This is a genomic window from Arenimonas sp. (assembly GCF_044348765.1).
Lineage (GTDB): Bacteria > Pseudomonadota > Gammaproteobacteria > Xanthomonadales > Xanthomonadaceae > Arenimonas.
The window spans coordinates 18608-33451 of sequence record NZ_JBIKSE010000018.1 but is presented as its reverse complement, the minus strand read 5'-3'; the positions used below and the strand labels follow the sequence as shown (position 1 = coordinate 33451).

Annotated in this window: 12 protein-coding genes and 2 tRNA genes; 13 read left to right on the top strand and 1 reads right to left on the bottom strand. The window is 57.4% G+C overall.

Annotated features, from left to right (window positions below):
• From ACIQ0Q_RS04660 to ACIQ0Q_RS04600, 13 genes are all read left to right on the top strand, one after another.
• Positions 1–105: NADH-quinone oxidoreductase subunit K (locus tag ACIQ0Q_RS04660; protein ID WP_395771788.1), on the top strand; the 105-nt coding region annotated here is incomplete at its 5' end.
• Positions 106–109: 4 nt separating this feature from the next.
• Positions 110–2227: an NADH-quinone oxidoreductase subunit L gene (gene nuoL / locus ACIQ0Q_RS04655; protein ID WP_395771786.1), complete on the top strand. Its 2118-nt coding sequence runs from the start codon at positions 110–112 to the stop codon at positions 2225–2227.
• A gap of 17 nt (positions 2228–2244) precedes the next feature.
• On the top strand, positions 2245–3759 hold the full coding sequence (locus ACIQ0Q_RS04650) for an NADH-quinone oxidoreductase subunit M (protein ID WP_395771785.1): 1515 nt from the start codon (positions 2245–2247) through the stop codon (positions 3757–3759).
• Between the two features lie 10 nt (positions 3760–3769).
• Positions 3770–5221: an NADH-quinone oxidoreductase subunit NuoN gene (nuoN, locus tag ACIQ0Q_RS04645; protein WP_395771784.1), complete on the top strand. Its 1452-nt coding sequence runs from the start codon at positions 3770–3772 to the stop codon at positions 5219–5221.
• A gap of 51 nt (positions 5222–5272) precedes the next feature.
• Positions 5273–5349: transfer RNA gene (locus ACIQ0Q_RS04640), tRNA-Met, on the top strand.
• Positions 5350–5497: 148 nt separating this feature from the next.
• Entirely contained in the window at positions 5498–6019 is a 522-nt protein-coding gene (gene rimP / locus ACIQ0Q_RS04635; protein WP_395771787.1) for a ribosome maturation factor RimP, read from the top strand.
• Positions 6020–6063: 44 nt separating this feature from the next.
• Positions 6064–7569: a transcription termination factor NusA gene (nusA, locus tag ACIQ0Q_RS04630; protein WP_395771783.1), complete on the top strand. Its 1506-nt coding sequence runs from the start codon at positions 6064–6066 to the stop codon at positions 7567–7569.
• Positions 7570–7627: 58 nt separating this feature from the next.
• Positions 7628–10270: a translation initiation factor IF-2 gene (gene infB / locus ACIQ0Q_RS04625; protein WP_395771782.1), complete on the top strand. Its 2643-nt coding sequence runs from the start codon at positions 7628–7630 to the stop codon at positions 10268–10270.
• Positions 10270–10629: a 30S ribosome-binding factor RbfA gene (gene rbfA, locus ACIQ0Q_RS04620; RefSeq protein WP_395771781.1), complete on the top strand. Its 360-nt coding sequence runs from the start codon at positions 10270–10272 to the stop codon at positions 10627–10629. The genes infB and rbfA overlap by 1 nt, the downstream gene beginning before the upstream one ends.
• A gap of 25 nt (positions 10630–10654) precedes the next feature.
• A complete protein-coding gene (gene truB, locus ACIQ0Q_RS04615) occupies positions 10655–11590 on the top strand; it encodes a tRNA pseudouridine(55) synthase TruB (RefSeq protein WP_395771780.1) in 936 nt (311 codons plus the stop codon).
• Between the two features lie 141 nt (positions 11591–11731).
• Positions 11732–11992, top strand: coding sequence for a 30S ribosomal protein S15 (gene rpsO, locus ACIQ0Q_RS04610; protein WP_395770787.1), 261 nt, complete (start codon positions 11732–11734; stop codon positions 11990–11992).
• Positions 11993–12087: 95 nt separating this feature from the next.
• Positions 12088–14187, top strand: coding sequence for a polyribonucleotide nucleotidyltransferase (gene pnp, locus ACIQ0Q_RS04605; RefSeq protein WP_395771779.1), 2100 nt, complete (start codon positions 12088–12090; stop codon positions 14185–14187).
• 59 nt (positions 14188–14246) lie between these two features.
• Entirely contained in the window at positions 14247–14699 is a 453-nt protein-coding gene (locus ACIQ0Q_RS04600) for a hypothetical protein (RefSeq protein WP_395771778.1), read from the top strand.
• 35 nt (positions 14700–14734) lie between these two features.
• On the opposite strand, the gene ACIQ0Q_RS04595 is transcribed toward ACIQ0Q_RS04600, so the two are convergent.
• Positions 14735–14820 (bottom strand) — tRNA-Leu (locus tag ACIQ0Q_RS04595).
• Between the last annotated feature and the right edge of the window lie 24 nt (positions 14821–14844).

Genomic DNA, 14844 nt, shown 5'->3' with positions numbered 1-14844 from the left:
ACCGTGGCCGCAGCCGAAGCCGCCATCGGTCTGGCCATTCTGGTCACACTATTCCGCAACCGCCGCACCATCAATGTGGCCGAATTGGATTCTCTGAAAGGTTGATGCGATGTTGACTGAACCCACCCAGCTGTCCCAAACCATGCTGCTCATCATTGCATTGGCTCCTTTGCTCGGCGCCGCCTTGGCCGGTCTGTTCGGTCGCCAGATCGGACGCAAAGGCGCCCACAGCGCCACCATCGCCCTGGTTGCACTCAGCTGCGGGCTGTCCATATTCGTACTGGGACAGTTCCTCTATGAATCAGCCCTGCCATTCAACCAGAATCTTTACACCTTCTTCGAAAGCGGTCGGTTTTCCGCGCATGTCGGCTTCATGGTCGACCGCCTGACCGCAATGATGATGGTGGTGGTGACTTTTGTGTCGCTGTTGGTGCATGTCTATACCATCGGCTACATGCAGGATGATCCGGGATACCAGCGTTTCTTCAGCTACATCTCGCTATTCACCTTCTCGATGCTCATGCTGGTGATGAGCAATAACTTTTTACAGCTGTTCTTCGGATGGGAAGCAGTGGGTCTGGTTTCTTATCTGCTCATCGGTTTCTGGTACAAGCGTCCGACGGCCATCTTCGCTAATCTGAAGGCGTTCCTGGTCAACCGTGTCGGCGACTTCGGATTCCTGCTTGGTATATGCGGGGTAGTCTATTTCACCGGTACGCTCGACTACGCTCAGGCGTTCACGCGGATCAACGGTATTTCGCAAGCAGCCATCGAACTGATCCCTGCTTTCACGGTATTCGGATATGCCTTCTCGGCTTGGGAAGTTTCAGCGATTACGTTCATCGCCATAAGTCTGTTCATCGGCGCCATGGGTAAATCAGCGCAGGTTCCGCTACATGTGTGGCTGCCGGACTCGATGGAAGGTCCGACCCCGATTTCAGCGCTGATTCACGCAGCCACCATGGTGACAGCCGGTATTTTCATGGTTGCACGCATGTCGCCAATTTTCGAGCTCAGTCCGACCGCATTGCATTTCGTATTGTTCATCGGTGCGACCACGGCCCTGTTCACGGGGCTGATCGGCATCATCCAGAATGACATCAAGCGGGTGGTTGCCTATTCCACGCTGTCCCAGCTCGGCTACATGACCGTTGCGCTCGGAGTTTCCGCTTACTCTGCAGCGGTTTTCCATCTGATGACGCATGCATTCTTCAAGGCATTGCTGTTCCTGGCTGCCGGCTCGGTCATCATTGGCATGCATCACGAACAGGATATGCGCAAGATGGGTGGCCTGAAGAAGTACATGCCAATCACTTATTGGACCAGTCTGATCGGAACCCTGGCACTGGTCGGTACCCCCTTCTTCTCAGGCTTCTATTCAAAAGACACCATCATCGAGGCAGCCGCGCATGCCGCACATGGCGGTCATTGGATCAATACCTACGCCTACTGGGCGGTCATGCTCGGTGTAATCGTGACCAGCTTCTATAGTTTTCGTCTGCTATACCTAACTTTCCACGGCAAAGAACGGTTTGATACCCATGCCGGCGACCCGCATCATTCCGAACCCCATGAAATCCATGGCAATGAAGTGCATTCGATGCATGATAATGACCCACATGATGCGCATCACGGCAACGGTGGTCTGCCGCATGAATCGCCCTGGGTGGTTACGGTTCCGTTGATTCTGCTGGCGATTCCCTCGATATTTATCGGGTTCTTCACTATCGGTCCGATGTTGTTCGGCAGCTTCTTTGCCGGCGCCATCGAAGTGCTGCCGCAGAACGATGTTATCAAGGTTCTGGGCGAGGAATTCCATGGACCTTTTGCATTTGCCCTGCACGGCATGCAGATGCCGGCATTCTGGCTAGCCCTGTCGGGCTTCGCTCTGGCGACCTATATCTACCTGTTCAATATCCGAATTGCCGAGCGTGCGCAGAAGATTTTCGCGCTTCCGATCCGCATTCTGGAAAACAAGTACGGTTTCGATGATCTTTGGGTCAAGGGATTTGCCGGCGGTAGCATTGCTCTCGGTGGCAAGGCCTGGAAATACATCGATGCCGGTCTGATAGACGGCGTGATGGTTAATGGTACGGCGAAGCTGGTTGGTCGCATCGCCCGGGCCGTCCGCGGCACCCAGACCGGACATCTGACCACCTACGCTCTCGCCATGATCGTCGGTTTGATTGCAATGCTGGCCATTGCAAGTCATATGTTTGCTGGTTAAAGACAAGGATTACACGTATGGGCACCCACCTGCCGCTACTCAGCACACTCATCTGGCTTCCAATGCTCGGCGGCTTGATTACCTTCCTGCTCGGTGATCGACGTATCGGTAGCGCGAAAGTCTTCGCACTGCTGGTCACCATCGCCACATTTCTGCTCAGCATCAAACTGTATTTCGGTCTCGATCAGTCAACCGCGGCGATGCAGTTCGGTGAGCAGTTGCCGTGGTTGCCTGGATTCAATATCAACTACAGTCTAGGCGTCGACGGCATTTCGGTCGCACTCATTCTGCTGACGACCTTTACCACCGTGCTGGTTCTTATGGGGTCGTGGAGTTCAATCGAAAACCGCACCCATCAGTATTTCGCCGCCATGCTGGTGCTCGAAGGGCTGATGGTGGGAGTATTCTGCGCGCTCGATGCCGTGCTTTTCTATATCTTCTTCGAGGGCATGCTGATTCCGATGTTTATCATCATCGGCATCTGGGGTGGTCCCCGTCGTATCTATGCCAGCATCAAATTCTTCCTGTATACCTTCCTAGGTTCGGTGTTCATGCTGATCGGGCTGGTCTACCTCTATAACAAGTCCGGAAGTTTCGATCTGGCTACCTGGGCCGATCTGCCTTTGAGCGCGACCGAACAGATGTGGCTGTTCTTTGCGTTCCTGGCGGCGTTCTCGGTCAAGGTACCGATGGTGCCGGTGCATACCTGGCTTCCGGATGCGCACGTCGAGGCTCCCACCGGCGGGTCGGTCATACTGGCCGCAATCATGCTGAAGATTGGCGGCTATGGATTCCTGCGTTTCAGTCTGCCGATCGTGCCGGACGCATCCACCGAATGGGCCTGGCTGGTCATTCTATTGTCCTTGATTGCCGTGGTTTACATCGGTTTTGTTGCTCTTGTGCAAGAAGATATGAAGAAACTGATTGCCTATTCATCGATTGCGCATATGGGTTTCGTGACACTTGCCAGCTTTATCGTGTTCGCCATGGTGCGCGAAGACGGTAACCTCGAGGGTGCCCGCCTTAGCCTGCAGGGCGGGATGGTGCAGATGATTTCACACGGTTTCATTTCAGGCGCCATGTTCAGCTGCGTCGGCATCCTGTATGACCGCATGCACAGCCGCATGATCAAGGATTACGGCGGCGTGATCAATACCATGCCGTGGTTCGCGGGATTCTTCGTGCTGTTCGCCATGGCCAATGCCGGCCTGCCGGGAACCAGCGGTTTCGTCGGCGAGTTCATGGTCATTCTTGCCGCGTTCCAGTCGCATCCATTGATCGCCTTCTTCGCCGCATTCACGCTGATTCTGGGCGCCGCCTATACCTTGTGGATGGTCAAGCGCGTGGTGTTCGGCGAAATCGGCAACCACCATGTCGCCGAGTTGAGCGATATCAATGCCCGCGAGGCCTGGATACTTGGCCTGTTCGCCGCCGGTGTTCTTGCCCTCGGCGTCTATCCGAAACCTCTTGTCGATCTGATGGATGCGCCGATTGCAGCATTGGTCGATCACATCGTGCAAACCAAGCTTTGAGGAACCGGCAATGACCATCCCCATGATCTCCGCAGCCGACCTGAATGCCATTCTGCCGGAAATATTCATCTGCTGCTCGGCCTTCGCGCTGCTGATGCTCGATTTGTTCATCGACGCCAAACGCCGGCCGTTAATCCACTTCCTGGCAGTGGCGGTACTTGTTGCAGCGATTCTGCTGACTGTGCGTGATATGGTGTCGGTCACAACCACAGCCTTCGGTGGCATGTTCATCCATGATGTCGCCGGTGATGTGCTGAAAATTGGGACCTACGCGGTAACTGCGCTGGCATTCATCTACGCCAAGCCCTATCTGATTGAGCGTGGCCTGTTCAAATCGGAATTCTATGCGTTGGCGCTTTTTGGTGTGCTGGGCATGATGCTGATGATTTCGGCCGGCAACCTCACCGTGCTTTATCTCGGCCTTGAACTGCTGGCGCTGAGCTCGTACGGCCTGGTCGCGTTTGACCGTGACAATCCGCTGGTATCGGAAGCGGCCATCAAGTATTTCGTGCTTGGTGCCATTGCCTCCGGTCTGCTGCTATATGGCATGTCCATGGTTTATGGTGCAACCGGAAGCCTGCAATTCGATGTCATTTATGCAGCATCCAGCACTACGGCTTCGCCTATGATGTTCAAGCTTGGGGTGGTCTTTATCGTTGCAGGGATCGCCTTCAAATTCGGTGCGGCACCATTCCATATGTGGTTACCCGACGTCTATCAGGGTGCACCTACTGCTGTCACCACCTATATCGCCTCGGCTCCGAAAATGGCGGTCTTCGCGATGGCTTACCGTCTGCTTGAGTCGGCGGCGGGAAACAGCATGGCGGACTGGGTGCCGTTGATTGCCATTCTGTCGGCCCTGTCCTTGCTGTTGGGTAATTTGATGGCATTGGTACAGTCCAGCTTCAAGCGTCTTCTGGCCTATTCGACCATTTCACACGTTGGCTTTCTGTTCCTTGGTCTGCTCAGTGCCGATGCCAGCGGCTATGCTGCCGCGATGTTCTATGCCATCAGCTATGCCATTACCGCAGTGGCGGCCTTCGGCTCCCTGATTCTGCTGAGTCATGCCGGTTACGATGCCGATGATATCGATGGGTTCCGTGGCCTATGGATCAAGCATCCGGGTTTTGCCTTTCTTATCCTGTTCGTGGTGGCGTCACTGGCCGGGGTGCCGCCGTTCCTTGGTTTCTTCGCGAAGCTGCAGGTCATCGTTTCCGCTTTGAATGCCGGCTACCAGTGGCTTGCGATTCTGGCCGTAATCTGTGCCGTGATTGGCGCGTTCTACTACCTGAAGCTGATCCGTGTCATGTTCTTCGAGAAGCCGGATAGTGAGGCCAACCGCATCAATCCCGACCACCACCTGCAGGTGGCGTTTGTGCTTAACGCTTCGGCGCTTCTGGTCCTTGGGGTGTTCTCCAATGCCATCCTGTCCTGGTGTCTCAAGGCGTTTCCGGCCGCTTGACGCGGGACTTGTGCCGGAGAGGGCAAATCCGCTATAATACCGGTTCACTGATGCGGGGTGGAGCAGTCTGGCAGCTCGTCGGGCTCATAACCCGAAGGTCGTAGGTTCAAATCCTGCCCCCGCTACCAGTTTGACGCAGAGGGCCAAGGCCGTTTGCGGGGCTAGTTCGAGGCGAACTTGTGCTTTGGACGCCGGAACTAGGAAGTACCGGAAAAGGGCCGTCAGGCCCTTTTTTATTAGCGACATCGCACGGCGCAGGGAGATGACATCATGGCAATGACCGGTAAGGCCTTGGAATTGAAGGTATTATTGGAACCAACCGTTCGCGGTTTGGGACTTGAATTGCTAGGCGTGGAGTTTTCGCCCGCGAGCGGCAATGCTTTATTGCGTCTTTACATCGATGCGCGGGAACGTTTGGTCAGTATCGAGGATTGCGAGGCGGTCAGTCGGGAAGTATCGGCCAACCTTGACGTCAACGATCCGATCGCCTCGCAGTACACCTTGGAGGTGTCTTCGCCGGGCATCGACCGGCCGCTGTTTACGCTTGCGCAGTTTGCGCGGCAGATCGGCGAGCAGGTCAAAATCAGTTTGAGTCTTCCGCAGGAAGGGCGGCGGCGGTTGCAAGGCAAAGTGCTTTCGGTCGGCGAGTCCGGGATAGTGTTGGATGTGGATGGCCGTGAATTCACGGTCACCATCGGTAACGTGGATAAAGCCAGGCTGGTGCCGGATCTCGTGGCGCTGGGTCTGGTGGCTGAACCCAAAGGCGGGCGCAGAAAGCCGGCGCCCAAGAAATTGTGATTTTCGACTAATTTCGGCACAGCCGAAGGATACGGAGTTGGATTGTGAGTAAAGAACTTTTATTGGTCATGGAAGCGGTCGCTAACGAAAAAGGCGTCGACCGCCAGGTCATCATCCAGGCGATGGAATCGGCGTTGGCCTCGGCTGCCAAAAAGCGCTTCCACGACGAAGATGTGTCAATCCGCGTCGCGATCAACCCCAAGGACGGAACCTATGAAACCTTCCGGCGCTGGGAAGTCATCGCCGACGATGTGATTATGGAGTCGCCCGATCGCATGATTCGTCTGATGGACGCCGTCGACGAGATGGAAGGCGCCGAAGTCGGCGACTTCGTCGAACAACCGGTCGAGAACCCCGAGTTCGGGCGCATCGCCGCCCAGGCCGCCAAACAGGTCATCGTGCAGCGTGTCCGCGAAGCCGAGCGTGCACTGGTTCTGGAGCAATGGAACGACCGTGTCGGTGAACTGGTCAACGGCGTCGTCAAGCGCGCCGAACGCGGTAACGTTTATGTCGATCTCGGCGGCAATGCCGAAGCGATTATTCCGAAAGACAAGGCAATTCCGCGCGATGTCCTGCGTCCGGGTGACCGCGTTCGCGGCTATCTGGCCGAAACTCGTGCCGAAACCCGCGGTCCGCAGCTGATCATTTCGCGTATCGCGCCGGAATTCATGATTGAGCTGTTCAAGCTCGAAGTTCCGGAAGTGGGCCAAGGACTGGTCGAAATCAAGGGCGCCGCCCGCGACTCGGGTGACCGTGCCAAGATCGCCGTGCTCGCCCATGACCACCGTACCGACCCGATCGGTGCCTGTATCGGCATGCGTGGTTCACGCGTGCAGGCCGTATCCAACGAGCTCAACGGTGAACGTGTCGATATCGTACTGTGGTCCGAAAACCCGGCACAATTCGTCATCAACGCCATGGCGCCAGCCGAAGTACAGTCGATTATCGTCGATGAAGACAAGCATTCGATGGATATCGCCGTGGCCGAAGATAAGTTGGCGCAGGCCATCGGCAAGGGTGGCCAAAACGTGCGTCTGGCCAGCCGCCTAACCGGCTGGCAATTGAATGTGATGACCCAGGATCAGGTCTCTGCAAAGAGCGAGGCCGAACAGGCCGTTGCACGTGCCATGTTCGTGGAAAAACTGGAAGTCGACGAAGAAATTGCCGGAATCCTGGTTTCCGAGGGGTTCAACACCGTTGAAGAAATCGCCTATGTGCCGGCTGCCGAACTTCTCGCCGTTGAGGGCTTTGATGAGGATATCGTCGAAGAACTGCGCGCCCGCGCCCGTGACGCCCTGCTAAACGAGGCCCTGGCCGCCGAAGAGGAAATCGAAGAGCATAAGCCGACGGATGAGCTTCTGGCAATGGACGGTATGAGTGAAAGCATCGCCTATGCATTGGCCGAGCGGGGGGTTTCCACGCCGGATGATCTGGCTGAACTGGCGGCCGATGAGATTTCCGATATCGAAGACATGGGTATGGAGCGGGCCTCGGCGTTCATCCTGGCCGCTCGTGCCGCTGAAATCGCGCGTCTCGAGCAATCAAACTGAATACCGCGAAATACACATCATGTAATCAGCATCACAAAATTTAAGGATCGACATCTCCATGTCAGAAGTAACCGTAGGATCGTTGGCAAAAATCGTCGGGCTGCCGGTCGACAAGCTGCTCAAGCAGCTTGCCGATGCCGGCATGGAATTCTCTGGTCCGGATCAGATCGTCAGCAGTACCGAGAAGATCAAGCTGCTCGGATTTCTGCGCCGTTCGCATGGTAAGACCGAGAAGCCGGCGGATGCCGCTGCCGCACCCAAGAAGATCACCATTGCCCGGCGCAAAACGGAAGAACTGACGATTGCCAGTTCCGGCAAATCCAAGACCACGGTTGCCGTCGAAGTTCGTCAGAAGCGAACCTATGTCAAACGTGATGAAGCCGCGGTGCCGGTATCCGATGAGCGTGAAGAGTTGCTTCGTAAGCTCGAGCAGTCGAAGTCACGTAATGCCGAGGAGCAGGCGCGTCTGAGCGAATTCGACCGTGCACGTCGCGAGCAGATCGAAACGGAGCGTACCGAAAAGGAACGGGGCATCCGTGAGGCCGAGGAAAAAGCCCGCATTGCGTTAGCCGAGCTGGCCGGAAAGAAGGTAGGCGCCGTCGAATCCGATGCCGCCGGACATGAGTCCCGTCGTGAACGTGATGAAAAGCACGGTCACAAACCGCACAAGACCGAAGCCCTTCGCCACGAACAGGCAAAGACCGCCAAGGACAAGTTGCCGAGCAAAACTGCTAAGCACAAGGTGCGAGGTTCGCACGTCATGGTCGACAACGACATCGACGATGATTCCGCGTTGCAGAATATCAGCGGCCAGTTGCACCTGACTGCAGCCGAACGCGAACGCCGCGTCAGTGCCGGCAAAAAGAAGCCAAAGCAGAAGGTCCTGGAAGCCTCGCGGATCGCGACCGGTCAGCATGGTTTTTCGCGTCCGACGACGCCAATTACCCGCGAAGTCGCCATCGGCGACTCCATTATGGTTTCCGAACTCGCCAACAAACTCGCGATGAAGGGTTCCGAGGTGGTACGTGCCCTGTTCAAGATGGGCATGATGGTCACCATCAATCAGGTCATCGACCATGATACCGCCGTTCTGGTGGTTGAGGAGCTTGGTCATAAAGCTGTGCAGGCCAATGATAACGATGCTGAACTGGCATTGGTTGCGCATCTGGATGAGGTTCAGGGTGATAAGACTGCACGTCCGCCGGTGGTCACCATCATGGGGCACGTTGATCACGGCAAGACTTCGTTACTTGACTATATCCGCCGTACCAAGGTTGCCACCGGCGAAGCCGGAGGTATTACCCAGCACATCGGCGCTTACCATGTGGAGACTCCGCGTGGGGTCATCAGCTTCTTGGATACCCCGGGCCATGCCGCGTTTACCGCCATGCGTGCCCGTGGCGCCAAGCTGACCGACATCGTGGTGTTGGTGGTTGCCGCTGATGACGGCGTCATGCCGCAGACCATCGAAGCGGTCGAGCATGCCCGTTCCGCCAAGGTACCGCTGATCGTGGCCATGAACAAGATGGACAAATCCGAAGCCAACCCCGACAACGTCAAGCAGGGGCTGGTCAAATTGGAAGTGGTGCCGGAGGAGTGGGGCGGTGATATCCAGTTCGTGCCGGTTTCCGCTAAGACCGGCGACGGTGTCGACAATTTACTGGAATCCATTCTGGTCCAGGCCGAGTTGCTCGAGTTGAAAGCCACTGTCGATGCCCGTGCCAGCGGTGTAGTCATCGAATCCTCGCTCGATAAGGGCCGTGGCCCGGTCGCTACCGTGCTGGTGCAGGAAGGCACCCTGAAGAAAGGTGATTATCTGGTCAGCGGCCTGCAGTATGGCCGTGTGCGTGCGCTGTTCGATGAGAACGGCAAGCAGGCCGACTCCGCTGGTCCCTCCATTCCCGTACAGGTGCTCGGTCTTTCCGGCGTGCCGGATGCCGGCGATGACTTCGTTGTCGTGGCTGATGAACGCCTGGCCAAGGAGGTCGCCCAGCAACGTGAAATCAAACGCCGTGAATCGCGCCTGGTCAAACAGCCCGGATCGCGCATGGAAGATGTCATGGCGCAGATGGGTGCCGGACAGGGCCAGCAGGTGCTCAACATCCTGGTCAAGGCCGATGTGCAGGGTTCGGTGGAAGCATTGCGCGATTCGCTGACCGGATTGACCAACGAGGCCATCCGCATCAACGTCATTTCTTCCGGCGTCGGCGGCATCACCGAGTCGGATGCGACTCTGGCGGCTGCATCCAAGGCCGTGGTCATCGGTTTCAATGTTCGTGCCGATGCCTCGGCGCGGCGCATCATCGAAAGCAACGGTATTGACCTGCGCTACTTCTCGATCATCTATGACGTCATTGACCAGGTCAAGCAGGTCGCTTCCGGTCTTCTGGGTGTCGAGATCCGCGAGGAAATCATCGGTATCGCCGAGGTACGTGATGTCTTCCGCAGTTCCAAGTTCGGTGCCGTTGCCGGTTCGCTGGTCATCGAAGGTATGGTCAAGCGCAATAAGCCTATCCGCGTACTGCGCAACAGTGTCGTGGTTTTCGAAGGCGAGCTGGAGAGTCTGCGTCGCTTCAAGGATATCGTCGAGGAAGTCCGTAGTGGTACCGAATGCGGCATTGCGGTGAAAGCCTACAATGATGTCAAGCCGGGCGATCAGATCGAATGCTTCGAACGTATCGAAGTGGCACGTAGCCTCTGATGGCGAAGAAGAGTTTTCACCGGACCGATCGTGTTTCCGCCCAGCTTCGTCGCGAGCTGGGCCAGATTGTGCACGCTACGGTGCGCGAGCATGGCCTACCATCGCTGAGCGTGTCCGATGTCGAACTCACCCGTGATATGGCGCATGCCAAGGTTTTCGTGACGGCCTTGTTGTCGGATTCGTCCAAAGTTGCTGTGAAAGCACTGAACGAGCTGGCGCCAGAAATGCGTTTCCAGCTGGCGCATGCAGTCAAGATGCGGCATGTGCCCGAGCTGCATTTCCATTACGACGATTCGGTCGATAAGAGCGAACGCATCGAGCAACTGCTGCGCGAAAGCCCGAAGCCCGAATCGCTCTGAGCGCCCCCGGGCGGTTTTTTCCTGCATGAAGAAAGCACAGTTCAATTTTGTCCGACGCCCGGTCGATGGCCTGATTCTGCTCGACAAGCCCCAGGATATGACGTCCAATCAGGCCTTGCAGAAAGTCCGTAACCTATATCGGGCCGAAAAAGCCGGCCACACCGGTGCGCTCGATCCGCTGGCGACCGGCGTGCTCCCGATCTGTCTGGGCGAAGCCACCAAAGTTGCCGGCCTGCTGCTGGGTAACGACAAGGCCTACCAGGTCAATGCCGTCCTCGGCATCACCACCGATACCGATGACGCCGATGGCCAGGTTCTGCGTGAGCGAGCGATTGGCAATTATTCCCGCACGCAGATGGACACCCTGGTGCAGGAATTCATCGGCGACATCCTGCAGGTGCCGCCCGTGTACTCGGCGCTCAAGCAGGGCGGTGAGCCGATGTATCTGAAGGCACGCCGCGGCGATGTCATCGCTCTGCCGGCGCGTCCGGTCCGTATCCATGCCATCGAACTGTTGGCATTGGATGAAAGGAGCCTCAGCCTTAACGTGACCTGCGGTTCAGGAACCTATATCCGCAGCCTGGTGCGCGATCTGGGCGAGGCCCTGGGCTGCGGCGCCCATGTTACGGCCCTGCGTCGGCTTTGGGTGGAGCCGTTTCAGGCACTCCCCGTGTGGACCTTGGACACCCTTCAGACCCTTGCGGAACGTGGTCTGCCGGAATTGGACAGCGTTCTGCACCCGGTCGCCGATGCCTTGGTGGCAGTACCGAAGCTGGTACTGGACGCCGAGCAGGCTCGACGTGTGGGTATGGGCCAGAAAATCCGCATTTCCGGGCCGGTGCAGGCCTGTGAACGGATCCAGCTCTGCAACGGCGAGGGGCTGCCCTTGGGATTAGCCGAAATGAGCGCTGAGGGCGAGCTTACGGTCCAGCGTCTATTTCGCTGGGCGGCAGTCAATTAGTACCATTAATCCCCACTAACTGATTGAATCGAGTATAATATACGGGCTTCGCGCCTTCCGGCCGAGGCTCCCTTAACCGGCGGTTATGGCGGTTGCGCAGCCCGCGCTTCTGCCGAATTCGCATCTTCATAGAGAATTGATATGTCCATTGATACCAGCAAAGTCATCGGCGAGCACAAACGCGCCGCCAATGATACCGGCTCCCCGGAAGTCCAGGTCGCCCTGTTGACTGCCCGCATCGAAGACCTTTCCGAACACTTCAAGACCCACAAGAAAGACCACCACTCGCGCCGCGGTCTCCTGAAAATGGTGAACCAGCGTCGCAGCCTGCTGGCCTATCTGAAAAAGAAAGACAGCGAGCGTTACCAGGCCCTGATCCAGCGCCTCGGCTTACGTCGCTAACCACCCAACGCGGCGCTTCGGCGCCGCGTTATTTTTTGCAGTACACCAAAGACGGGCATGTGGCCCATCTCGCGGAAATCAAAGAGGATAATACAGTGGCAAAAATCGTGAAAACCTTCCAATACGGAAAGCATCAAGTCAGCATTGAAACCGGTGAAATCGCGCGTCAGGCCAGCGGTTCGGTCATCGTCAGCGTCGAAGGCACCGTGGTCCTGGTCACCGCCGTGGCCGCCAAGTCGCAGCGCGAGGGCATGGATTTCTTCCCGCTCACCGTCGACTACCAGGAAAAATTCTATGCCGGTGGCCGTATTCCGGGCGGCTTCTTCAAGCGTGAAGGCCGTGCCACCGAGAAGGAAACCCTGATTTCCCGCCTGATCGACCGTCCGATCCGCCCGCTGTTCCCGGAAGGTTTCCGCAACGAAGTGCAGATCATCGCCACCGTGGTGTCGATGAATCCGGAAGTCGACGGCGACATCCCGGCCCTGATCGGCGCCTCCGCCGCCCTGGCCCTGTCCGGCGCGCCGTTCAACGGTCCGATCGGCGCCGCCAAGGTCGGTTTCGCCAACGGCCAGTACATCCTGAACCCGACCGCCGCCGAACTGGCTACCTCGCAGCTCGAGCTGGTCGTCGCAGGTACCGCCGGTGCCGTGCTGATGGTGGAATCGGAAGCCGCGTTGCTGTCCGAACAGCAAATGCTGGGTGCCGTCATGTTCGGTCATCAGCAGATGCAGACCGTCATCAATGCCATCAACGAACTGGTTGCCGAAGTCGGCGTCAGCAGGTGGACCTGGCAGGCTCCGGCCAAGAACGAGGCCATGATTGCGGCGCTCAAAACCGCCGTCGGCGGCCGTCTGGAAGCTGCTTTCGCCATCCGCGAAAAGCTCGAACGCCGTGATGCCATCGCCAAAATCAAAGCCGAAGTGATGGAAAGCCTGAAAGCCGATGCCGACGCCAATGGCTGGATCAGTGCCGAAATGTCGAAGGAATTCGGCGAACTTGAATACGAAACCATGCGCGCTTCCGTGCTGAAGACCAAAGTCCGCATCGACGGCCGCGATCTCACCACCGTGCGTCCGATCAGCGTGCGTACTTCGGTGCTACCGCGTACCCATGGCTCGGCCCTGTTTACCCGCGGTGAAACCCAGGCCCTGGTAGTGGCTACCCTCGGTACTGCCCGCGATGGTCAGATCATCGATGCCGTGTCCGGTGAATACAAAGAAAACTTCATGTTCCATTACAACTTCCCTCCGTACTCGGTGGGCGAGTGCGGCCGCTTCGGCGCCCCGAAACGCCGTGAAATCGGACACGGCCGTCTGGCCAAGCGCGGCGTCATGGCCGTCATGCCGAATATGGAAGAATTCCCGTACACCATCCGCTGCGTTTCGGAAATCACCGAGTCCAATGGTTCGTCCTCGATGGCCTCGGTCTGCGGTTCATCGTTGGCTATGATGGATGCCGGCATTCCGCTGAAAGCCCCGGTTGCCGGTATTGCCATGGGTCTGGTCAAGGAAGGTGGCGATTTCGTCGTGCTGTCCGACATTCTGGGTGACGAAGACCACCTCGGCGACATGGATTTCAAAGTGGCCGGTTCCGAGCAGGGCATTTCTGCATTGCAGATGGACATCAAGATTGAAGGCATCACCGAAGAAATCATGCGCATCGCGCTCGAGCAGGCCAAACAGGGCCGTCTGCACATCCTCGGCGAAATGGCGAAAGCCCTGTCGACGCCGCGTGCCGAAATGTCGGAATTCGCGCCGCGTCTGCTGACCCTGAAGATCCATCCGGACAAGATCCGCGAAGTGATCGGCAAGGGCGGTTCGGTCATCCAGGCCATCACCAAGGAAACCGGAACCCAGATCGACATCCAGGACGACGGCACCATCACCATCGCTTCGGTCAACAATGCCGCCGCCGAAGCCGCCCGTGCCCGCATCGAGTCGATCACCTCCGACGTCGAGCCTGGCCGCATCTATGAAGGCAAAGTCGCCAAGATCATGGATTTCGGCGCATTCGTCACCATCGCCCCGGGCAAAGACGGCCTGGTGCATGTATCGCAGATCTCCAACGAGCGCGTCGAGAAAGTCTCCGACAAGCTCAAGGAAGGGGATATCGTTAAAGTGAAAGTACTGGAAGTCGACAAGCAGGGCCGCATCCGCCTGTCGATGAAGGCGCTGGATGAAGACACTGCCGAATAAACGCACTAGCTTGACGCAAAAAGCGGGCTTCGGCCCGCTTTTTCGTGGGCAAGAGATTTGTGTACACTGACGGCATGAGCCCGTGCTGGAAAAACCGGATCCTGTTTGCGCTCGGCAGCCTCTGGGCCTTGCCGGTGACGGCGGTCGGCTTGGTGCTCGGCGCCGGAACCCTTCTGCTCGGCGCGCGCGTGTCGTTTTCCGATGCGGCTGTGGTTTTTTCCGACTTCCGGTTTTTCAGGCATGGCGCGTTGACGCTCGGGCAGGTCATTCTGCATACCGGCGCCTCGCTCGACGAGCCGACCCTGACCTACCACTGCGCGGCCTTCGGAGGCGATGAGTGCGTGCGTATCGGCAGTCACGAGCGGGCGCATGTGTATCAGACCATGGCCTTGGGTGTGTTGTTTCTGCCCCTATATTTCCTGCATGGCGGCATTAGTCATAAAAACTGCTTCGAGCAGGCAGCCGACCGCTATGCCAGGACCGGTGCTGGCTGGTGGCCTTACCGGCAATAAAAACCCCTTCAGTAATGAAGGGGTTTTTTTATAATTGGTACCGGTGATAGGACTCGAACCTACACTATGTCACCATAAGCGGATTTTGAGTCCGCCGCGTCTACCATTCCGCCACACCGGCATGTGCATACCTATTATACCCAAT

What these genes read in the sequence shown, in the direction of transcription:
- nuoL (WP_395771786.1), top strand. Translation starts at nt 110, where the DNA reads ATGTTGACTGAACCCACCCAGCTGTCCCAAACCATGCTGCTCATCATT.
- ACIQ0Q_RS04650 (WP_395771785.1), top strand. Translation starts at nt 2,245, where the DNA reads ATGGGCACCCACCTGCCGCTACTCAGCACACTCATCTGGCTTCCAATG.
- nuoN (WP_395771784.1), top strand. Translation starts at nt 3,770, where the DNA reads ATGACCATCCCCATGATCTCCGCAGCCGACCTGAATGCCATTCTGCCG.
- rimP (WP_395771787.1), top strand. Translation starts at nt 5,498, where the DNA reads ATGACCGGTAAGGCCTTGGAATTGAAGGTATTATTGGAACCAACCGTT.
- infB (WP_395771782.1), top strand. Translation starts at nt 7,628, where the DNA reads ATGTCAGAAGTAACCGTAGGATCGTTGGCAAAAATCGTCGGGCTGCCG.
- rbfA (WP_395771781.1), top strand. Translation starts at nt 10,270, where the DNA reads ATGGCGAAGAAGAGTTTTCACCGGACCGATCGTGTTTCCGCCCAGCTT.
- truB (WP_395771780.1), top strand. Translation starts at nt 10,655, where the DNA reads ATGAAGAAAGCACAGTTCAATTTTGTCCGACGCCCGGTCGATGGCCTG.
- rpsO (WP_395770787.1), top strand. Translation starts at nt 11,732, where the DNA reads ATGTCCATTGATACCAGCAAAGTCATCGGCGAGCACAAACGCGCCGCC.